Genomic DNA, 20,301 nt, shown 5'->3' with positions numbered 1-20,301 from the left:
TTAAAGAGCATTAAAAATGGCGACCTTAGGTCGCCATTTTTTTAAGCATTGAGTTGGCTTCGATAGGACAGCGCTTCAGAAACGTGTTGAGCTTTAATGTGTTCACTTTGAGCCAAGTCGGCAATGGTTCTGGCAACACGTAACACCCGATGATAGGCACGCGCAGATAAATTCATTCTCTGCTGGGCTAACTGTAAAATATTCTGTGCAGTAGCATCCAAAACTGCTTGTTGCTCCAATTGCGTCGGCGTCAGTGCCATATTGGATTTTTGCTGACGCTCTATTTGTAATTCATAAGCTTGAATGACACGATGCCTAACCGTACTTGAGTTTTCAACCTCTTGCGAACTTTGTAATTCATGCGCTGCCAGTGGCGGGACATCTATATGTAAATCAATACGATCTAATAATGGACCTGAAATACGGTTTTGATAGCGTTTAATACTTTCGTTACTACATTGGCAGCGGCTATCTTGGTTAAAGGCGTAGCCACAGGGGCAGGGGTTCATCGCCGCAATCAGTTGGAAATTGGCTGGAAAGGTGATTTGCCTTGAAGCTCTAGAAATGACAATTTCTTTAGATTCCAGTGGTTGTCTTAATACTTCCAAAACTTTTCGGTCAAACTCAGGTAACTCATCTAAAAATAACACACCTAAATGTGCCAAGGTTATTTCACCGGGCTTTGGATTCGAGCCACCGCCAACCAGTGCGATCGCAGACGCTGTATGGTGTGGTGCGCGAAATGGCCGCTGGCCAAAATGATGGCTAGCACCTGAAATAGAATAGATACTCGCAACTTCTAAATTTTCTTGCGTATTGAGTGGAGGTAAGATGCTGGCCAAGCGTGAAGCCAAAAGCGTTTTCCCTGTGCCTGGTGGGCCACGAAACAGGATAGAGTGACCACCCGCTGCCGCTATTTCTAATGCACGTCGTGGACGGAGTTGTCCTTTTACATCACTTAAATCTAAGCCAGAGTGATACTGTGGATGCATATTCGATGTTTGATGTGCTGATAAAGGTAAAGCTTGGTTTAAATGATCACAAACTTGTTTTAAATGCTGTGCGGGAAAGACTTGGAAATCTGGTAGTTGAGCGGCTTCATCTGCATTTTGAGCAGGAAGTACAAGGTGATGTGCTGCATGTTGGCAGGCAATGGCGATGCTTAAAATGCCATGAATTGGGCGTAAAAAACCATCAAGTGCCAGCTCACCTATAAATTCGAAGCCGTCCGCAGCATTTTCAGGGAGTTGTCCTGAGGCAATCAAAATTCCCAAGGCGATGGGCAAATCTAAGCGAGAGCCATCTTTGGGTAAGTCCGCAGGAGCTAAGTTGATTGTGAGGCGTTTGGTTGGAAATTGAAAGCCACTGTTGATAATAGCAGAGCGTACTCGGTCTTTACTTTCACGTACAGCTGCTTCGGGTAAACCCACAATAGTCAGTGAAGGGAGTCCTTGACTGACGTGAACTTCAACTTCAATTTGGGGTGCATTTAATCCGAGCAGACCCCGAGTATAGATTTTTGCAAAAGACATCTTATTGTTCCGTTATGGTGCATTATTTTTAATCGTTATGCGTCTTTTGTTGCACTAAAAAGGTGCTTATTTTTTGTTCTGAATTGTTAGTTCGAGTGCTTCGACGTGTTTGAGTAATTCATTTAAACGTAAATTGGCATTATTCAGTGCAGTGCGTTGACGGTCAATTTCATCTTTAGAAACCAAATCCATTTTGCTGACAGCTTCGTTTAATAAGGCTCGCAGATTGTTTTCTAAATCTTTTTTGGGTTGATCGACTTGTTCTAATATCGCTTGTAATAAGGTTTCAATCATAATGTTTGACCATACAGGTGAATCGGTGCCAGCAGTTTAGCATTGCCGCCATAGACTCCCTAGTCCTTTGATTAAAATATGGGTTTAATCGATAAGTAATATCGTAAATCTTCTAGTAAAAACGTCTATTTTTATGACCATACGCAAGAATATCCGTATAAAATAGGTTATAAAGAAATCTCATGCTGGTTTCACTAATTTCCCCCGACTTTAGTAATTCTGGCATGAAAATTGAACATAAAACCTTACAGGTGAAATAAGCCGAAGGAAAACAAACATGAAGCTCGTAACTGCAATTGTAAAACCTTTTAAATTAGACGACGTGCGTGAAGCACTCTCTGAAAATGGTGTTCAAGGGATCACTGTAACTGAAGTTAAAGGCTTCGGTCGCCAGAAAGGTCATACTGAACTTTATCGTGGTGCTGAATACGTTGTTGATTTCTTACCAAAAGTAAAAATCGAAATCGCAATCAGTGACGAAATGGTTGATACCGTAATCGAATCAATTACCCGTGTTGCAAGCACTGGCAAAATTGGTGACGGTAAAATCTTTGTAAGCAATCTGGAACAAGTCATCCGTATCCGTACTGGTGAAACAGGTGCTGATGCCGTTTAACAAATTGGCACGAAGTTTGCTGAGTAGCTAATAACTCAGAAAAATCAGGTCGGGGGATACGAATGAAAAAAATGCTAATTGCGCTCGGCTTGTCCAGTGCACTTTTAGGTGGTTCTGTTGCATGGGCTGAAGAGTCCGCAACAGCGCCAACAGAAGCAGTAGCTGTAGTTGATACTGCTGATACAACAACATTAAGTTCTACAGAAGAAGCTGCGGCCGTTGTTGCTCCAGCTGAAACAGCACCAGCACCTACAGAAGACGAAGCAAAGCTGGATACAGGTGATACAGCGTGGATTCTTGTGTCTACCGCACTTGTATTATTGATGACGATTCCAGGCTTAGCACTATTCTACGGTGGTATGGTTCGTAAGAAAAACGTACTTAGCACGATGGCACACAGTTTTGTAGCCGCTGGTATCGTCAGTCTGACTTGGGTGATCGTGGGTTATTCCCTAGCATTTGGTGAAGGCAATGCTTTCATTGGTAGCTTAGACAAATTTATGTTGTCTGGTATTACCACAGATGCATTATCGGGCACAATTCCTGAAATTCTCTTTGTAATTTTCCAAATGACTTTTGCCATCATTACCGTTGCCATTATTAGCGGTTCGATTGCAGAGCGTATGAAATTCGGTGCTTTTGTCGCATTCATTACGATTTGGAGTGTTATTGTCTATGCACCAATTACTCACTGGGTATGGGGTGGCGGCTGGTTAGGTAACGATGGTGCCTTAGACTTTGCCGGTGGTACAGTTGTCCATATTAACTCGGGTGTTGCTGGTTTAGTGGCTGCCTACATGCTAGGTAAACGTATGGGGTTAGGCCGTGAATCAATGGCGCCACACAATCTTACTTTAACTGTTGTCGGCGCAAGCCTTGTATGGGTTGGTTGGTTTGGTTTCAACGGTGGTTCTGCATTAGGTGCGAACGGCTCAGCAGGTTATGCTTTGGTGGTAACTCAAGTTGCGGCAGCGGCAGCAGCAATCGCATGGTTAATTACTGAAAAAGTAGTACGTGGTAAAGCGTCTGTGTTGGGCGGTGCATCTGGTGCGATTGCGGGTCTCGTTGTGATTACTCCAGCAGCAGGTTTTGTAACTGTTGGCGGTGCGCTAGCAATGGGCTTAATCGGTGGTGTGGTATGTTTCTGGGGTATTACAGCGCTGAAACGTGCTTTGAAAGCAGATGACTCTTTAGATGCCTTTGGTTTGCATGGTGTGGGCGGTATTGTTGGTGCGATCCTAACTGCATTCTTCGCAAGTGAATTTATCATGGGCGACAACGCACCAAGCAACGTATTACACCAATTATGGGTTCAAGTTGAAGGTATCCTTGCAACTGTTGCCTACTCAGCAATCATGACATTCATTATCTTAAAAGTAATTGATCTCGTGATTGGTATCCGTGTTGAAGGTGATGACGAGCGTATGGGTCTTGACTTAAGCCAACATGGCGAACGTGTAGAATAATAAGCAATAATCAATATATTGTGTAAAACAGCCCGAAAGGGCTGTTTTTTTTCCATATCTAGCGTAAAGCTCTACAAAATTAAAAATTTTTGCTACACTCTAAATCCATTCGGATTTGTTCAATTTAACCGCTATGCATTGTCCATTTTGCAACGCTGAAGACAGTAAAGTGATTGATTCTCGCCTTGCTGCTGAAGGCTGTCAGATTCGCCGCCGCCGTGAATGTATTAGTTGCGGTGAACGTTTTACCACTTTTGAAAGTTATGAAGTGGTCATGCCTCGTGTGATTAAGTCGGATTCAAAAAGTGAACCGTTTGATGAGGCAAAACTTCGTCGTTCCTTGATGCATGCTTTGCAAAAGCGTCCAGTGACACAAGAACAAATCGAAACGGTACTCAGCGATATTCAATTACAGATTCGTCGTTTGGGTGAACGCGATGTAAAGTCTCGTACCATTGGTGAAATTGTCATGCAATCTTTGTTTGCTTTAGATCATGTCGCTTATGTACGTTTTGCTTCGGTTTATCAAGATTTCCAAGATGTTGAAGCATTTCGTCGTCAAATCGAACAGATGCAACAGCGTGAACACTAAGCTGTCTAATCCTTGTATGAATAAAGAGTGAAGTCATGTCTGAGTCAAATCTAGTGCGAGAGCAGCATGAATTTTGGATGCGACGTGCGATTCAGCTTGCATATCAAGGTCAGTATTCAACCCGCCCGAATCCCAATGTAGGCTGTGTCATTGTCAAAGATGGACAGCATGTGGGAGAAGGGTTTCATCCCAAAGCTGGTCAACCCCATGCTGAAGTCTTTGCAATGCGTGATGCAGGCGAAGCTGCACGTGGTGCAACAGCCTATGTGACTTTAGAGCCGTGTGCCCATTATGGCCGGACACCGCCTTGTGCCAAAGGCTTAGTTGAAGCTGGGGTAGCGCAAGTGGTGGTTGCCTGTCCAGATCCGAATCCATTGGTGGCAGGCAAAGGTGTACAAATTCTGCGTGATGCAGGAATTGAAGTCATCACAGGGGTTTGCGAAGCAGAAGCACATCAATTAAATTTGGGCTTCCTCAAGGCAATGGCTACAAGTATGCCTCATGTGCGTCTTAAAGTTGCTTCAAGTTTGGATGGCCGTACTGCAATGGCATCCGGTGAGTCGAAATGGATTACCGGTGAATTGGCACGTCAAGACGTTCAGCATTGGCGTGCAATTTCAGGTGCTGTCATCACCGGTATTGAAACGGTTTTGGCTGATGATTGCCAACTCAATGTGCGCCAGCTAGATGGTATAGATGATTTAAGCAAAATTGTTCAGCCGCAAAGAATCGTTCTCGACCGTCAAGGTCGTTTGCCACTCACAGCAAAAATGTTGGAACAGCCTGAAAGTGTTATGGTCATGGGGCCATTTCGTCAGGAACTTGCCGATTTAGGCGTGGTACAATTTGAAATACAACCATTAGCAGAACTGCTAAAAATATTAGTTCAGCAGCATCAAATTTATGATGTGATGGTGGAAGCAGGTGCGACTTTATCCACCGCTTTCTTACAAGAACAATTGGTCGATGAAATGATCAGTTATGTTGCACCGACGCTTTTGGGTCGGTCAGCTCGTGCAATGTTTACTGCGGATTTTAACCGCATGGCAGAGCAGCTTCGATTTAAGTTGAAAGACGTTACTCAATTGGGTGACGACATTCGCTTAAGGTTAATCCCTTCTCAAGAGACGCTATGAATCCAGAGTCTACGGTTTATCACAAACGTCGTCATGCGGCTCGTACCACCGACGAATATCTTTTCCATCAATTGGTTCCTTATTTGGGAAACAAGCGTCGTCTGTTACACCTGATTTTAGAAGCACTTGAGCAAACGGGAACTTTAAAACGTGAAGATGGTCGTGCCCCTATTTTCGCCGACTTTTTTGCTGGTTCCGGTGTTGTTTCACGTTTAGCCCGCCAAAATGGTTATCGTGTGATTGCCAATGACTGGGAACCGTATAGCCATGCTTTAAACAGTGCGATTCTCTCATGTACTGAAGCACCTGCGTTTAAAGAATTAGGTGGCTATCAAAAAGCCATTGATTACTTGAATCGTTTACCCGAAGTCAAAGGTTGGGTAACGCATAATCTATGCCCACGTAATGATGAAATATATGATCCGGCACGTGACCGTTTATTCTTTAAACGTCGCAACGGTATGCGTATTGATGCTATTCGTCAGCAAATTGCTACATGGCAGGCGCAGGGTGCCATTGATGATGTGGAAATGAGCGCGTTACTTGCACCACTGTTGTATTCAGCCAGTTTTGTTAGCAATACCAGTGGTGTATTCAAAAGTTTCCATCATGGTTGGGGCGGTAAAACCCAAGCCGCGTTGGATCGTATTGGCTCGTTATTGTGGTTAACGCCGAGTCGCTTTTGTGAAATTGGCGATCCAAAACGCCCAGCAGCAGAAATGTGGTGTGTGGATGCGCAGCACTTAGCGAATCAAATGAGTGGCTTTGAAGTCGATGTGGCCTATCTTGATCCACCGTATAACCAACATGCGTACAGCAGTAATTATCATGTTTTAAATGCTTTAACCTTATGGGATCAGGTCGATCTTCCAACCCCTGATACCAAAGGCTTTAAGAGCGGTATTGATCGTGCATGGCGTAAAGAACGTCCTAGCCCTTATAATTCTTCAAAGCATGCCAAAGAAGCGTATGAAAAATTATTAGAAACCATTAACGCACGTTATATTCTGACCAGCTATTCAACCGATGGTAATATCAGCGCGACTGATTTGTTACAAGCCAACCTTAAACGTGGTCGTGTGAGTTTATTGACGCAAGATGTGCCGCGTTATCGCGTGAGTAAACAACGTCAGTCTGAGCGTGCACGCGTACTCGAATTTATTGTGATTACTGATACGCACGCAAAATCAGGCCCACCTATTCGTCAGTTGTTGAGTCAACTCCACCATTTTGCAGAATTAGGTGGTGTAGATACCTCAGGCGTGAGCACGCAGCTTGATTTGTGGTAAAAAATCACCGCCCATTTTAATCAGGGATTGAATATGTTTACAGGCATTATCGAAAGTTTAGGCAAGGTTGAAAGCATTCAAAATGTAGGCGGTGATGTTCGCCTGCGAATTCAAACAGATCTTGATATGTCTGATGTACATTTGGGTGATTCAATTGCCACCAATGGCATCTGTCTAACGGTCATTGATTTTGGTAGTAATTGGTATGCTGCGGATGTATCTCGTGAAAGCTTAAATCGAACCACGCTTGAACATTGGAAAGCAGGGCAGCCGGTTAATGTGGAAAAAGCCATGTTACCGACCACGCGTTTCGGCGGTCACATTGTCAGTGGTCATGTCGATGCGGTTGGTGAAATTACTATTGTTCGTTCAGATGCACGTTCGATTTATTTTGAAGTCACAGCACCGGCAGAAATTGCACGTTATCTTGCAGAAAAGGGTTCAGTGACTGTGGATGGCATTAGCCTGACCATCAATCACTTACGTGGCAATGTGTTGAGCTTGAATTTGATTCCACATACGGCACACCGAACCAATATTGCTACATGGAAAGCCGGGACCAAAGTGAATTTAGAAGTGGATGTTTTAGCTCGTTATATTGAACGTTTATTGATGGGCGACAAAGCAGCTGAAACGACACAACAGTCAAAAATTAGTATGGATTTCTTGGCCCAAAATGGTTTCTTAAAATAAGTTTAAAGAAACGAAAACCAAACAGTCTGATTGAAAAATTAGACTGTTTTTTTATTTTTGGTGATAATGTGTCGCGGTATTTCAAATACGATGAATAATCAGACAGGTGACAATGATTGATTTTTTGCTGAATCTAGAGCAGTGGTTGCCATTGTTGCTGGAAAATTATGGTGTGTGGATCTATGCCATTTTATTCCTAGTGATATTCGCTGAAACAGGTTCAGTGTTCATGTTCTTTTTGCCGGGAGATAGTTTGCTTCTCGCGATTGGCGCATTATGTTCAACCACCGATGTTATCCATTTGCACACTATGGGCATTATGTTGTTTGTTGCATCGGTACTCGGCTATAGCGTGAATTACTATACGGGTAGCGTCTTAGGCATTAAATATTTTAATAAGCATACACGCTACTTTAAGCCTGAATATATGGTGAAAACCAATAAATATTTTATGAAGCATGGCGGAAAGACCATTTTAGTGGCGCGCTTTGTTCCTTTTGTTCGTTCATTTGCACCGTTTGCAGCAGGTTCAGCGCATATGAACTTAGCAAGTTTTATGTTTTATAACGTATTGGGCGGTTTTATCTGGATTGGATTACTCTTAGGAATTGGATTTTTCTTAGGTCATACTGTGTCTGCAGTTGCTGATTTGGTCTAAATTACAGTTAATAAATAAAAAAAGCCCAAGTAGGGCTTTTTTATTGCGTAACGATCAGTGTTTGGTCACAGTCACGATATCAAGTGGATGGGGGATTGCCGTTTGAACTGGTAGATTGATAGAAAATTGACCTTTTTCAGATTCACGACTTAAGTACACGGAAATACTGTGAAAATCTGAATGACTCAGCCATAAATCTTTAGCACTAATCTTCCAAGTTTCGCCTACAGCTAAAGCGGATATCTTCTGATTAATCTGTTGGATAATGTCCATGTTTCAGTCCCGTCTGGATGCATGATTATTTTGCTCCCCAAAGTCGATGCCCGCTTCAGGGATATGAACATCATGTTGCAGAAAGATGTCAATTTGATGACAGCTTTGTTAAGGACTGAAAATATGGAGTCCACTTATTCAGTGCTTTGTGTAGAAAAATTTGAATTTTCTAAGATATATTCAATTTCTTCTTGGGCAGCGACTTTTAATTTTTCACGGAACTCGCGCACGGCTTGTTCAATCTGCGTTTCAGCTTCGAGTTCTAAACGCACTCTTACACTTTCGAGTTCAGACAGGATTTGTCCTTCGCTCACAGAAAGGTGTTGTGATAAACCAGCTAAACCTGTTTCAGGGTTTTTGTGATAGCGCGAAGCATAGTGCTGTACATCACGATCTAAATTGACTTGCATCATGGCCAAGGCTTGGGTTTGTGCAGCAAAACGCACTTCTTCATCACGTTTCAATTGTTCTGCATAAGCCTGTTCAGCCGCACGTTTTTCTTCCAACGCTTTTTCTAGGGCCAATTGTTTACGAATGCGAGCATCTTCAATCAGTTGAGCTTTCAAATCTGCATAAGCAGTCTCAATTTTTTCAAATGAAACTTTCTGCTGCTGTTGATCGTGCGTCAACCACTGTTGAATATCTGTGCTGGGATTCAACACATCGCAAATGCGACCGAGGTCATCAATAAAGGTCTGGCGTACAGCTTCAGGCACATTTAACCAACGCTGTTTAAATTCGGGACCTACATTTAATGCCATGGTGCATCTCCTTGTTCTAGCAGTATTGCATTTCGAATTAAAGTTTATGGGTGTTTGGTTGCACGCCTAATTTTCGATAATGCTTATACTTTTCACGGCCAATGATTTTGGCAGCTTCGTTATTTTCAATAATTTCGATAATGTGACTAAAACTTGCGAACTGTTCAAGTGCTTGATCGTTAAAATTAAACACAATCCAATCCGATTGTTCAGGCAGCTGCGCGGATATACACACGGTTGCATCAACTTGGTCGATACCATGTGGAATGAAGCCTGTGGGATCAAAACTCCACAGGCGTTCATCTAATTGTTGCTGCAAGTCTGCATCAGCACAGTACAACCAAATACGTTCAGGTTGACGCAGAATCTTACGGCATAAACGACAAGTACTTTCGACTTGTCGTTCAGGACTTTTTTCAAATAAATAAAAGCTAACTTTAGCCATTCGCTTGTGCACGATTCGCTAAGAATTGCATCAATAAGGGTACTGGACGACCCGTTGCGCCTTTATTTGCACCTGAATTCCATGCTGTACCGGCAATATCTAAATGCGCCCAACGGTATTCACGTGTGAAGCGCTGTAAGAAACATGCAGCAGTTACTGAGCCTGCTTTAGGACCACCAATGTTTGCGATATCTGCAAATGGAGAGTCCAATTGTTCTTGGTAATCTTCAATCACAGGCATGCGCCATACACGGTCAAAACTGTGTTGACCGGCAGCAGTTAACTCTGCAGCAAGTTCATCATCTGGTGTGAACATCCCTGTCAGCACTGATCCAAGCGCTACCACGCATGCACCTGTTAAGGTTGCAATATCAATAACGAGGGCAGGGTTAAAACGTTTAACATAAGTCAACGTGTCACACAGCACTAAACGACCTTCGGCATCAGTATTTAGAATTTCAACCGTTTGACCGCTCATCGTCGTTACAATATCACCCGGACGTGTTGCATGACCTGAAGGCATGTTTTCGGCAGCAGCAATTGCACCGACAACATGAATCGGTAATTTTGCTTCACAGAGTGCGCGAACGGTACCCAATACAGATGCTGAACCACACATGTCGTACTTCATTTCATCCATGCCAGCGCCTGGTTTTAATGAAATACCGCCTGTATCAAAAGTTACACCTTTACCAACCAATACAACTGGTGCTTCTTCGCGGTTCGATAAATATTCAATAGTGATAATGCGGCCTGGACGGTCTGAACCTTTGCTGACAGCAAGGAATGCGCCCATACCTAAGTCAGCCATTTGCTGTTCATCAAGTACGGTCACTTTTAGTTGTTCTGGGAACTCTGCTGCCAATGCTAGAGCTTGTTCAGCTAGATATTCAGGGAAACAAATATTGCCCGGACGGTTACCTAGATCACGTGTATAGCTTTGACCTAATTGAACTGCTTCAATTAAATCTAACTGTGCTGTGCTGAGTGATGTTTTAGCGGCAATTAAATCAATTTGTGTTAAAGCAAATTCATTTTTCTTTGATTTGTATTCATCAAAGGCATATGCAGCTTGAGTTAAGCTGAGTGCAAACAAGTAATGTTGCTCTTGCGGTAATGCAGAGATGTCTACACTAATATGCTGGAATTTTTTTTGTGATGCTTTAATAATGGTTTGTGCAATTTTTGCAAGTTTATTTACTTGTAATTCAGATACTTTGCCTAGACCCAAAAGTGCACTATTACGACAAGCGGCAACGCTACCGACCAGTGCTAAACTTTCATTTAAAGCAGCTTTAAATTGTGTTGCTTCAATATGGGTATCTAAATCATTGATTTGATAAGTAGTTGCTGCATTTTGAACGTGCTCAGAATCTACTAAAATCAACAAATATTGGCTGGCAGCATTCGGTTGGACAGATGTATTTATAGCAAGTTTCATGTGCGGTATTCATGCCTTTTTAAATTTATAAACCATTAAACCATTGAAACATTTATCTGAATAGAGTTTCAATGCGTAACAAGGGTATAGGTTTTATATTTTTAACATTCGGGTAAACTATCGCTAGTTTTTATTTGCCCTATTTTTGGAAGAATTGAATTGATTATTCGGCGTTATCTGGTCAAGCAAGTGGTGTCAACATCACTCGTCGTGATTTCCTTACTGACCTTGATCATGATGGGTGGCCGTTTGATCAAGTACTTTGGGGTTGCGGCTCAGGGTCGCTTAGATGCAAGTATTTTATTTAGCATCATTGGTTATCGTTTGCCTGAATTCTTAACTTTGATTCTTCCATTGGGTTTCTTCATTGGCTTGATGTTGGTATTTGGTCGTTTGTACGTTGACCATGAAATGGCGGTACTGAACAGTAGTGGTGTGAGTCGCAATCGATTAGCACGTTTGTTGGTGCCGATGGCTGTGGTCTTTATGGCGGTTCAAGCCTTCTTAATGTTATGGGCATCGCCATGGGGCATCCGTCAGTACGAAGCCTTGACGACTTCGCAAGCAGTCCGTACAGGCTTTGACCTCGTACGTCCCAAAGAGTTTATTTCTTCTGGCCCCTATACCATCTATGCAGGTGATTTATCTGAAGATCGTAAAAATCTCAAAGATATTTTCTTCTATCAACGCGCAGAAAAAGATGGTAAGCCAGATGTGATTATCTTGGCGAAAGAAGCTACGCGTGTTGAAGTGCCGGATGATAATGCTAATGTGGTGGATTTGGTTGAAGGACGTCGTTATGAAATCTATCCAGGTCAACCACGTTATACACAAGCAGAATTTCAAAGTTATCGTTTACGTTTAGAAAATGATAAAGAAGCGAAATTTGAAAGTACTGAAGTTGAAGCATTAGCGACGACTAAACTTTGGGAAAATCGCCATGACCCTGTCGTTGCAAGTGAATTGGGTTGGCGTATCTTTGTACCGTTTACCATTATTGTGGCATTGATGTTGGCAACGGCATTGTCTGAAGTGAGCCCGCGTCAAGGCCGTTACTTAAAATTATTCCCAGCTTTATTGATCTTCGCCAGCCTAATTGTGGCTTTAATGGCGATTAAAACCCGTATCAGTAAAGATGAAATGGGTATTGCTGCTTATCCACTTGTTTTGGTGATTTATGCAATCGCGGCAGCACTGTTTTCACGTAAACAAAAGTTGGCACCCAAGATTAAGAAACAAATTCAGCGAGTGAGGTCTTAACAATGTTGGCACGTCGTATAGTTGCAAAACATGTGACCAAAACCACTGCTTTAGCCATGTTAGGTGCGACAGCAGTCTTGGCTGGTTTACAGGTGCTTTTTACTTATTTAGGTGAATTGGGCTCGTTGAAAGAAGGCTACAATGCATGGAATGCTTTGCAATATGTATTGTGGAACTCACCAAATTATTTATATGAAATATTACCCATATCCGCTTTGATTGGTGCGGTTTTAGGTCTAGGAACTTTAGCGTCTAACAGTGAATTGATTGTCATGCGTTCTGTGGGCATTAGTCTGTGGCGTATTGTAGGTTGGGTGATTCGTTCAGCGTTAATTCTGGTGGTACTGTCTTTTGCTTTAAGTGAGTGGGTTATTCCACATACCAATGAGCAAGCAAAAAGTGTCAAGAGTCATCGCACTGCGGCTGAATTGGGTGAGGTAAAAGGCTATTGGTCTCGTGAAGGGCAGCGTTTTATTTACATTGATTATGCTAATTCGCAAGGTCAGATCAAAGATGTACAAGTGGTTGATTTTGATGATAACTATCGACTACGTGGCACCTTAGATGCAGAGCAGGGGAACTTCATTAAAGATGGGGCTTGGACGCTGCAAAACAGTATTCAAATGGATATGCTAAATACGGGCGATGCTGTAACAAAACAAAACGCAGAACAGCCTTTATCTTTGGCTTTACAGCCGAAATATGTGCATATGGTGACAATTGATCCTGAAGATTTGTCTCCGAGTCAATTGGTCAGTTTCATGAGCTATATGAATGAGTATAGCCAAGTGCCTAAAACCTACCAATTGGCCTTTTGGCAAAAATTCGGTTCACCATTTGCATTGATTGCCTTGGTGGTGATTGCCTGTTCATTTATTTTTGGGCCATTACGTCAACAATCCATGGGTTTTCGCCTGGTCATTGCATTGTTTGCTGGGCTTGGCTTCTTCTACCTTCAAGATTTCCTCGGCTATGCAAGTTTGGTGTATTCGCCATCTCCAGCATGGTTCGTTTTTGTACCGATTATTCTCATGTTTGCAGTAGGTGGTTATCTGCTGCATCGTGCCCGCTAAGTCGGCACAACATTGGGTAAAACAATGCTGCTGACCAAGATTAACTATGGTCGCAACATAGAGTCTTCACCGAAAGTTCGGTAAGATATGATGATTAATTTATAAACGAAAGAGTATTCATTATGACGGATGCAACTGCTGGCAAAATCCCACACGTATTGGTAATTATGGATGGTGTGGGTCATCGCGAAGCGGTCGAAGATAATGCTTTTTTAGCAGCGAAGCGACCAAACTTAACAGCAATGCAAGAAAAACATCCGCATGGATTAATCTCAGGTTCTGGTGAAGACGTTGGTCTTCCAGATGGACAAATGGGTAACTCAGAAGTAGGCCACATGAACCTTGGCGCAGGTCGTGTACTGTATCAAGACTTCACTCGTATTACCAAAGACATTCGTACAGGTGCTTTTTTTGAACAAGAAGTACTAGTTGATGCTGTTGAAAAAGCCAAAGCAACCAATGGTGCAGTGCATATCATGGGCTTATTGTCTGAAGGTGGTGTTCATTCACATGAAGATCATATCGTCGCTATGGCTGAGCTTGCTTTAAAACGTGGCGCAAAAGTATATTTACACGCATTTTTAGATGGTCGTGATACGCCACCAAAAAGTGCTCAGCCTTCATTAGAAAAATTAGATGCATTATTTGCGCAATATCCAGGTCAAGGTCGTATTGCGACAATGATTGGTCGCTACTTTGCAATGGACCGTGACAATCGTTGGGACCGTGTAGAACAAGCGTATCGTTTACTGACTGAAGGTGAAGCTGCACGTACAGCACAAACTGCTGTTGAAGGTTTAGAGCTGGCTTATGCAGCAGATGAAAAAGATGAATTTGTAACAGCAACACGTATTGGTGAACTTGCAAAAATTCAAGATGGCGACAGTGTTGTCTTCATGAACTTCCGTGCTGACCGTGCACGCGAAATTACCAAAGCTTTTGTGGAAAAAGACTTTGCGGGCTTTGAGCGTAAAGTTGTTCCAAACTTGTCTAAATTTGTGATGTTGACACGTTATCAAGCAACGATTGATGCGCCTGTGGCATACATGCCAGAAGAATTACACAACTCAATTGGTGAATATCTATCTAACTTGGGTAAAACACAATTACGTATTGCTGAAACTGAAAAATATGCACATGTGACATTTTTCTTTAGCGGCGGTCGTGAAGATGAATATCCGGGTGAAAAACGTATTTTAATTCCATCACCAAGTGTTGCAACTTATGACCTAAAACCGGAAATGAGTGCTTATGAAGTGACGGATGAGTTGGTTGCAGCAATTAACTCAGGTGAATTTGATCTATTGGTTGTGAACTTTGCTAATGGTGATATGGTCGGCCATACAGGTGTGTTTGATGCTGCAGTTAAGGCGGTTGAAGCGGTGGATACGTGCTTAGGTCGAGTATACGAAGCGGTGATGGCAAATAAAGGTCACATGTTGGTTACAGCCGATCACGGTAATGTTGAACAAATGCAAGATTACCAAAGTGGTCAGGTGCATACTCAACATACTACTGAACTTGTTCCGTTCATTTATGTTGGTCCTACTTCAGCAACGATTGCAGAAGGCGGTGTATTAGCAGACGTTGCACCAACGCTATTAACGTTGATGAATGTTCCTGTCCCTGCAGAAATGCAAGGTCGTAATTTAATTACACTGGATGCTTAATTAGCAAAGGATTGGGAATGGCTAGAGCACATTGGACGTCTATTGTAAGCGCTACAGCACTACTGCTGTGCTCAAGTCATTTCGCATGGGGAGCCGACAAAGCAAAGTCGGCTTTCGATGAGTTTGATGGAAGTTATGAACAAAGCTATGCCGAAGTACCTGTTGAATCGATTCAACAGTTTGTGCAAATTTATGGCGTGGTTAAAGAAAATTATTTAGTTGAAAAAAATGACGATGCTTTATTTCAGCAAGCCATACAGGGCTTGGTGGGAGGCCTAGACCGTTATTCGCGTTATCTTTCTGCTGAAGACTATAAACAACTATTGCAATATACCGAAGGTGATTTGGCGAGTGTAGATTTTAGTTTACGCTACGATAATCCCTTACAACAGTGGGTCATTTATAATTTAAAAGCTGATGCTGACTCTGCGAAGCAAGGGCTAAAAAATGGCTTAGCTGTATTTAAAATAGATGATCAAGAACTCAAAAAACTTAATCAAGATCAAGTTCGACATTTGCTCGCCGGTGCAATTGGTTCGACTTTAAATTTGCAATTACTCACTTCGAATCAGCCACTGAATATTGTGCGTAATACCAAAATTGAAACGGATATCGAATCCAAACTCTTGAGTAATCAAGTTTTGGTGTTAAGTGTGCATGTTTTTCAGCAAGACACCGCCAATGAGATTAAACGCTTGATTGAAAGTCATGGGCCGCGTGTAAAAGCAGTATTGTTTGATTTAAGAAACAACCCTGGTGGTTTGCTTTCTGCTGCTGTAGAAAGCGCCGATTTATTTTTAAACCAAGGCATTATTGTTTCGACTAGGAGTCGTTCGGAAGGTGACCAAGAGTTTCAGGCACTCCCGAGTTTTGAGTTTCAAAATTTAAAAGTAGGGATTTTAATTAATAACCGTTCTGCATCAGCGGCTGAAGTATTTACTGCGGCAATGAAAGAGCATAAACGTGCTTGGGTGGCGGGTGAAAAAAGTTATGGCAAAGGTGTGGTACAAAAACTTTTTCCACTAAATAACGGTGCAGCGCTGCAAATGACCGTCTCTCAATATTTAACGCCTAATGGCAAAATGATTGAGGGTATTGGCGTACAGCCTGATTTTAATTACCCACTACAACATGACGCGCGTGACGACAATTATATCGAGCATGTTGCAGATTTATTATTAACCCAAAAATAAAAAAAGAATAAGCCGAGGCTTATTCTTCATCTTCGGTATCCAAACCAAATTTTTTCAAGCGGTAACGTAAAGAGCGAAATGACATTCCCAGTTTTTTTGCTGCCAAAGTACGATTCCAATGGGTTAAATTCAGCGCATTGAGTAATATGTCTTTCTCAATATTTTCCAAATAAAGCTCTAAGCCTTCTTCTGGTAATTTTTTAGGCAAGGCTGTGATATCCGCTGAACCTTGTGATGATACATTGGACTCAGGGTTATTTAGGGCCGAGGTATTTAAGGCACTGTTAGGATGGCGTAATGGTGCACTCTGCAAATGTTGTAAATCAATCTGCTCGTCATCACATAAAGTCATGGCGCGTTCAATAATATTGCGCAGTTCACGAACATTACCTGGATAATATTGACTCAATAAAAAATGCTGAGCGCGAGGGGTTAAGGCTTTTGCTGCAATTTCCCATTCATTGCTAATTTTTTGAATAAAATATTTTGCCAATAATAAAATGTCATCACCACGTTCTCTAAGTGCGGGTAGGGCTAAATCCATGACATGAATGCGGAAATATAGATCCTGACGGAAGCGGCCTTGTTGCACTAAAGCATCTAGGTCTTGATGACTGGCACTGATCACACGGAAATCCACATCGATTTCACAGTCTGAACCTACAGGGCGAATCCGCTTTTCTTGTACAGCACGCAATAATTTGACCTGCATGGACAAAGGCAATTCGGCAATTTCATCTAAAAATAAGCTACCGCCATGAGCAGATTGGATCAGACCTTGTTTGTCTTGGATCGCACCACTAAAGCTGCCTTTTTTATGTCCAAAAAGTTCACTTTCCATTAATTCAGATGGAATTGCGCCACAGTTAATGGCAATAAATGGTCCTTCATTACGATTACTGAGACGATGTACTAGATTCGCTACAACTTCTTTGCCTGTACCTGATTCACCGGTAATAAATACTGGTGCTTGTGAACGAGCTAATTTTTTAAGCGTGGTACGTAGTTGTTGAATGGGTAAAGACTGCCCAATCAACATTTTATGTTCAAGACTGTCTTGTTGCGGTTGATTAGAATTAACCGGTTTATTGAGTGCTTTTTGCAACAATTGTTCTAAATGTTTGGTATTGACTGGTTTACTGACAAAGTCAAATGCGCCTGCCTTTAACGCTGCAATGGCAATTTCCATGTTGCCATAGGCAGTCAGTACTGCAACGGGCAGGTTTGGACAGTGTTCATTGATCCAATCCAAAAGTTGCAGCCCATTGCCATCGGGAAGGTTAAGGTCAGTTAAACAGGCATCATACACATGGTTAGATAGTGCTTTTTTTGCATCTTCAATGCGATGAGCAATATGTGTATTGACTCCCATCCGTGACAATGACATTTGCATGAGGGTGCATAAATCTTCCTCATCATCGACTAATAATACCAGTGGTTGAGAATCCACATTTCACCCCAAAAAAATTAAAGAACAGCTTGTTGACTGACAATCCTAAAACACGCTCCCTGTTTTTGTTCTACATAGGAAAGCTGCGCTTGGTTCGCTTCACAGAAGCTATGTGCCAAATATAATCCTAAACCAGTTCCAGTAATTTCGGTACTAAAAAATGGTTGAAACAGTTGTGCTTGGTCTTGTGTTGCCACGCCTTGACCAAAATCACGGACATCAATTTGTACTTTTTTGAGTTCGGAACGTACATTGATTTCAATATAAGGGTGTGTTGGATCATTATGCCGAATGGCATTACGCACTAAATTAATTAAGATTTGGCGAAGCTGAGCTTCATCAAATCGAATACTGAGTTGAGGCTGGATATTCAAACGAATTTGATTTTGAATATCAGATAGATCTTCTTGAATAAATAATGGAATAAATTGTTCTAATTTCAGTACTGCTGGATGTGTTTCTTTGTTACGCACCATGTTTAGCGTATCTTGAATAATACGATCAATTCGTACGGTTTGACGTGAAATCATGCCGCTGAGCATTTTTTGTTGTTCAGTATCACTGCCGGGTAATAAATCATTCGCATGTACAATTGCGGCTAAAGGGTTGCGGATTTCATGGGCAATACTGGCAGAAAGTTGCCCGAGTGCAGCCAGTTTTAATTGTTGAACCTGTTGGTTAAGTTTCTGTGCATCTTCTAGAACCAATAAGGTTAGAACTTGATGTGGTGCAATTAATTTTTGTACCACGACTTGAATGTGATAACGGCTTTGTTGGGATTGGAATTGAAATTTTTCACCACTTTTTAATTCTTCGAATTTAAGTAATTCAAATAAGTCAGGTTGTGTGGTGTAAAGCGGATATTTATCGCTGTGGTATGAGTTTGGCATCCCAAGTAGGTAACAGGCAGCAGGGTTACTCAATACCACATGGCAATTTTCATCGAGGACTAAATAGCCTGTATCAATCTGCTCCAAGATATAGCGGTTAATATTTTGCAGGCGATGTAATTCGAGAGATTGTGAAAAATTTAAATTTTCCATTAACTGGAAGCGGCGAACAGCGACTTGTGCACTGCCGTACACTACACAAAATAAAAAGGCCAATATGGCGCTATTGGTCAAATTTTTAAGTGAAGTAAATTCAAGGATTGAACCTAAAAATAGCTGATAGACCACACAGATCACGGCAACTAAGGTCACAATCAGGGCTTTTTTAGCATCTAGTAGTAAAGAGGCAGCAAAAATGGTGATCACAAAGAGCAAGCTAAGGTGCAGGTTGGGCCCATCTGTTGCTAAGGTCAAAAGACTTAAGGAAATGACATCGACCACAAACAACATAAGCAGTTGATTGGCAATGTAGACTTTTAAGGTCTTGAGCGACATAAACTGAATACTAGTAAGTACTAAGTATGCAGTTAAGACATAAAGATAAAGCCGTGGATAGGCATATTCGGCATTGAGCTGAGGGTAAGTCAGTAAAAAAACCAGCAGCAAACAAGCACTGATGATAAAGCGATATGCGCTGTACCAAAGCCCCAAATGATACTGGTTCAATTCAGTATGAATTGAACGCTCTGTCATGAAATTAACTACGTGTTATTAGAATGTACGTGTGAGTAGCAATTAAGGTTTGATTAAACCGTAGCGGATAGCCAAGTGAGTGAGTTTGACATCACTATCAATATTCAGTTTTTCAAAAATACGATAACGGTATGTATTGACGGTTTTTACACTGACAAAAAGTTTGTCTGAAATTTCCTGTGCACTGATACAGTTGACCACCATCATCGCCACTTGCATTTCACGTTCCGACAAAGCATCAAAAGGGGATTGCTGGGTATCGGATAAATATGAACTAGCCAATTGCTCTGCAATATCGGCACTAAAGTATTTCCCACCTTGCATTACTTTATTTATGGCACGAACCATCTCAGTAACTGGAGCACCTTTGGTGATATAGCCTTTTGCACCCGCTTTTAATAATAATGAAGGGTAGGGTTCTTCCGCTAAGCCGCTCACCGCAACGACTTTGGTTTCAGGTGCTGTTTGTAATAAACGACGCGTGGTTTCTACACCGCCAATGCCAGGCATGTTGACATCTAACAGAACAACATTCGGATGATGTTGACGCACCAAAGTGATGGCATCTTCACCAGATTCAGCTTGTCCAATGACTTGTACTTCAGTGTGGTCTTCGAGCATACGGCAAATACCGGTACGTACCAATTCGTGGTCATCCACCACTAAAACTGTGATCACCTATACTCTCCCTTCAATATAAAACTGTTTTTTTGTTACATAAAGCAAAATAAGCTTGCAATGAAACGACAAAATTAGCAATGCTATTCTTATATGTAATGAAAAACTTCATCCACAATATGTGAGCAAAATATGTTCTTGATTGTGGTAAATGTACGGCATATTGTGGGTAATACGCAAATGTTTAGCATCTTGAGT

20 protein-coding genes are annotated in these 20,301 nt (G+C 41.9%); 11 read left to right on the top strand and 9 right to left on the bottom strand.

From position 1 onward, the window contains the following. Positions 1–41: 41 nt before the first annotated feature. Positions 42–1,532 carry a YifB family Mg chelatase-like AAA ATPase gene (locus A9J31_RS06325; protein ID WP_067763178.1) on the bottom strand — a complete coding sequence of 497 codons (1,491 nt, stop codon included), beginning with the start codon at positions 1,530–1,532 and terminating at the stop codon, positions 42–44. Between the two features lie 66 nt (positions 1,533–1,598). Then, positions 1,599–1,826 (bottom strand): accessory factor UbiK family protein, encoded by a 228-nt coding sequence (locus tag A9J31_RS06320; RefSeq protein ID WP_067763176.1) that lies wholly within the window; start codon positions 1,824–1,826, stop codon positions 1,599–1,601. A 277-nt stretch (positions 1,827–2,103) separates the two neighbouring features. Between A9J31_RS06320 and glnK the strand changes: the two genes are divergently transcribed. The 7 genes from glnK to A9J31_RS06285 all read left to right on the top strand — a co-directional run bounded on the left by glnK (position 2,104) and on the right by A9J31_RS06285 (position 8,276). Beyond that, a complete protein-coding gene (glnK, locus tag A9J31_RS06315; protein ID WP_067763174.1) occupies positions 2,104–2,442 on the top strand; it encodes a P-II family nitrogen regulator in 339 nt (112 codons plus the stop codon). A gap of 62 nt (positions 2,443–2,504) precedes the next feature. Then, on the top strand, positions 2,505–3,908 hold the full coding sequence (locus tag A9J31_RS06310) for an ammonium transporter (protein ID WP_067763172.1): 1,404 nt from the start codon (positions 2,505–2,507) through the stop codon (positions 3,906–3,908). A 133-nt stretch (positions 3,909–4,041) separates the two neighbouring features. Then, the gene (nrdR, locus tag A9J31_RS06305) at positions 4,042–4,500 is read left to right on the top strand and encodes a transcriptional regulator NrdR (protein WP_067763170.1); all 459 of its coding nucleotides are present in this window, start codon (positions 4,042–4,044) and stop codon (positions 4,498–4,500) included. 35 nt (positions 4,501–4,535) lie between these two features. Next, positions 4,536–5,636 carry a bifunctional diaminohydroxyphosphoribosylaminopyrimidine deaminase/5-amino-6-(5-phosphoribosylamino)uracil reductase RibD gene (gene ribD, locus A9J31_RS06300; protein WP_067763168.1) on the top strand — a complete coding sequence of 367 codons (1,101 nt, stop codon included), beginning with the start codon at positions 4,536–4,538 and terminating at the stop codon, positions 5,634–5,636. Next, positions 5,633–6,925 (top strand): DNA adenine methylase, encoded by a 1,293-nt coding sequence (locus tag A9J31_RS06295; RefSeq protein WP_067763166.1) that lies wholly within the window; start codon positions 5,633–5,635, stop codon positions 6,923–6,925. The genes ribD and A9J31_RS06295 overlap by 4 nt, the downstream gene beginning before the upstream one ends. Positions 6,926–6,958: 33 nt before the next feature. Beyond that, positions 6,959–7,618 (top strand): riboflavin synthase, encoded by a 660-nt coding sequence (locus tag A9J31_RS06290; RefSeq protein WP_067763164.1) that lies wholly within the window; start codon positions 6,959–6,961, stop codon positions 7,616–7,618. A 112-nt stretch (positions 7,619–7,730) separates the two neighbouring features. Beyond that, positions 7,731–8,276, top strand: a complete 546-nt coding sequence (locus A9J31_RS06285) for a VTT domain-containing protein (RefSeq protein WP_067763161.1) — start codon at positions 7,731–7,733, stop codon at positions 8,274–8,276. Positions 8,277–8,330: 54 nt separating this feature from the next. Here the strand turns inward: A9J31_RS06285 and A9J31_RS06280 are convergent, their stop codons facing one another. The 4 genes from A9J31_RS06280 to A9J31_RS06265 form a co-directional block, all read right to left on the bottom strand. Further along, complete coding sequence (locus A9J31_RS06280) at positions 8,331–8,549, bottom strand: hypothetical protein (protein ID WP_067763159.1); 219 nt, start codon at positions 8,547–8,549, stop codon at positions 8,331–8,333. A 134-nt stretch (positions 8,550–8,683) separates the two neighbouring features. Beyond that, a complete protein-coding gene (gene blhA, locus A9J31_RS06275) occupies positions 8,684–9,310 on the bottom strand; it encodes a cell division protein BlhA (RefSeq protein WP_067763157.1) in 627 nt (208 codons plus the stop codon). 37 nt (positions 9,311–9,347) lie between these two features. Then, entirely contained in the window at positions 9,348–9,755 is a 408-nt protein-coding gene (locus A9J31_RS06270; RefSeq protein ID WP_067763155.1) for a DNA polymerase III subunit chi, read from the bottom strand. Beyond that, a complete protein-coding gene (locus A9J31_RS06265) occupies positions 9,748–11,196 on the bottom strand; it encodes a leucyl aminopeptidase (RefSeq protein WP_067763153.1) in 1,449 nt (482 codons plus the stop codon). The genes A9J31_RS06270 and A9J31_RS06265 overlap by 8 nt, the downstream gene beginning before the upstream one ends. 159 nt (positions 11,197–11,355) lie before the next feature. On the opposite strand from A9J31_RS06265, the gene lptF reads away from it, so the two are divergent. From lptF to A9J31_RS06245, 4 genes are all read left to right on the top strand, one after another. Then, positions 11,356–12,456, top strand: coding sequence for an LPS export ABC transporter permease LptF (gene lptF / locus A9J31_RS06260; RefSeq protein WP_067763151.1), 1,101 nt, complete (start codon positions 11,356–11,358; stop codon positions 12,454–12,456). Between the two features lie 2 nt (positions 12,457–12,458). After that, a complete protein-coding gene (lptG, locus tag A9J31_RS06255; protein ID WP_067763149.1) occupies positions 12,459–13,529 on the top strand; it encodes an LPS export ABC transporter permease LptG in 1,071 nt (356 codons plus the stop codon). A gap of 122 nt (positions 13,530–13,651) precedes the next feature. Then, the gene (gene gpmI / locus A9J31_RS06250; RefSeq protein WP_067763147.1) at positions 13,652–15,199 is read left to right on the top strand and encodes a 2,3-bisphosphoglycerate-independent phosphoglycerate mutase; all 1,548 of its coding nucleotides are present in this window, start codon (positions 13,652–13,654) and stop codon (positions 15,197–15,199) included. Between the two features lie 17 nt (positions 15,200–15,216). Beyond that, entirely contained in the window at positions 15,217–16,392 is a 1,176-nt protein-coding gene (locus A9J31_RS06245) for a S41 family peptidase (RefSeq protein ID WP_067763145.1), read from the top strand. Positions 16,393–16,411: 19 nt separating this feature from the next. Here A9J31_RS06245 and A9J31_RS06240 read toward each other — a convergent pair whose 3' ends face one another. The 3 genes from A9J31_RS06240 to gacA are packed head-to-tail and all read right to left on the bottom strand — an operon-like array spanning position 16,412 to position 20,103. Further along, a complete protein-coding gene (locus tag A9J31_RS06240; RefSeq protein ID WP_067763143.1) occupies positions 16,412–17,842 on the bottom strand; it encodes a sigma-54-dependent transcriptional regulator in 1,431 nt (476 codons plus the stop codon). 17 nt (positions 17,843–17,859) lie between these two features. After that, on the bottom strand, positions 17,860–19,425 hold the full coding sequence (locus A9J31_RS06235) for a sensor histidine kinase (protein WP_067763141.1): 1,566 nt from the start codon (positions 19,423–19,425) through the stop codon (positions 17,860–17,862). A gap of 42 nt (positions 19,426–19,467) precedes the next feature. Continuing rightward, positions 19,468–20,103: a response regulator transcription factor GacA gene (gene gacA / locus A9J31_RS06230; protein WP_067763139.1), complete on the bottom strand. Its 636-nt coding sequence runs from the start codon at positions 20,101–20,103 to the stop codon at positions 19,468–19,470. Positions 20,104–20,301 lie beyond the last annotated feature (198 nt).

The sequence above is a fragment of the Acinetobacter gandensis genome, assembly GCF_001678755.1.
Lineage (GTDB): Bacteria > Pseudomonadota > Gammaproteobacteria > Pseudomonadales > Moraxellaceae > Acinetobacter > Acinetobacter gandensis.
This window is presented reverse-complemented; position numbering and strand designations above follow the sequence as displayed.

Coding starts and splice junctions, on each gene's coding strand:
- A9J31_RS06325 (WP_067763178.1), bottom strand. CDS start 1,532: ATGTCTTTTGCAAAAATCTATACTCGGGGTCTGCTCGGATTAAATGCA.
- A9J31_RS06320 (WP_067763176.1), bottom strand. CDS start 1,826: ATGATTGAAACCTTATTACAAGCGATATTAGAACAAGTCGATCAACCC.
- glnK (WP_067763174.1), top strand. CDS start 2,104: ATGAAGCTCGTAACTGCAATTGTAAAACCTTTTAAATTAGACGACGTG.
- A9J31_RS06310 (WP_067763172.1), top strand. CDS start 2,505: ATGAAAAAAATGCTAATTGCGCTCGGCTTGTCCAGTGCACTTTTAGGT.
- nrdR (WP_067763170.1), top strand. CDS start 4,042: ATGCATTGTCCATTTTGCAACGCTGAAGACAGTAAAGTGATTGATTCT.
- ribD (WP_067763168.1), top strand. CDS start 4,536: ATGTCTGAGTCAAATCTAGTGCGAGAGCAGCATGAATTTTGGATGCGA.
- A9J31_RS06295 (WP_067763166.1), top strand. CDS start 5,633: ATGAATCCAGAGTCTACGGTTTATCACAAACGTCGTCATGCGGCTCGT.
- A9J31_RS06290 (WP_067763164.1), top strand. CDS start 6,959: ATGTTTACAGGCATTATCGAAAGTTTAGGCAAGGTTGAAAGCATTCAA.
- A9J31_RS06285 (WP_067763161.1), top strand. CDS start 7,731: ATGATTGATTTTTTGCTGAATCTAGAGCAGTGGTTGCCATTGTTGCTG.
- A9J31_RS06280 (WP_067763159.1), bottom strand. CDS start 8,549: ATGGACATTATCCAACAGATTAATCAGAAGATATCCGCTTTAGCTGTA.
- blhA (WP_067763157.1), bottom strand. CDS start 9,310: ATGGCATTAAATGTAGGTCCCGAATTTAAACAGCGTTGGTTAAATGTG.
- A9J31_RS06270 (WP_067763155.1), bottom strand. CDS start 9,755: ATGGCTAAAGTTAGCTTTTATTTATTTGAAAAAAGTCCTGAACGACAA.
- A9J31_RS06265 (WP_067763153.1), bottom strand. CDS start 11,196: ATGAAACTTGCTATAAATACATCTGTCCAACCGAATGCTGCCAGCCAA.
- lptG (WP_067763149.1), top strand. CDS start 12,459: ATGTTGGCACGTCGTATAGTTGCAAAACATGTGACCAAAACCACTGCT.
- gpmI (WP_067763147.1), top strand. CDS start 13,652: ATGACGGATGCAACTGCTGGCAAAATCCCACACGTATTGGTAATTATG.
- A9J31_RS06245 (WP_067763145.1), top strand. CDS start 15,217: ATGGCTAGAGCACATTGGACGTCTATTGTAAGCGCTACAGCACTACTG.
- A9J31_RS06235 (WP_067763141.1), bottom strand. CDS start 19,425: ATGACAGAGCGTTCAATTCATACTGAATTGAACCAGTATCATTTGGGG.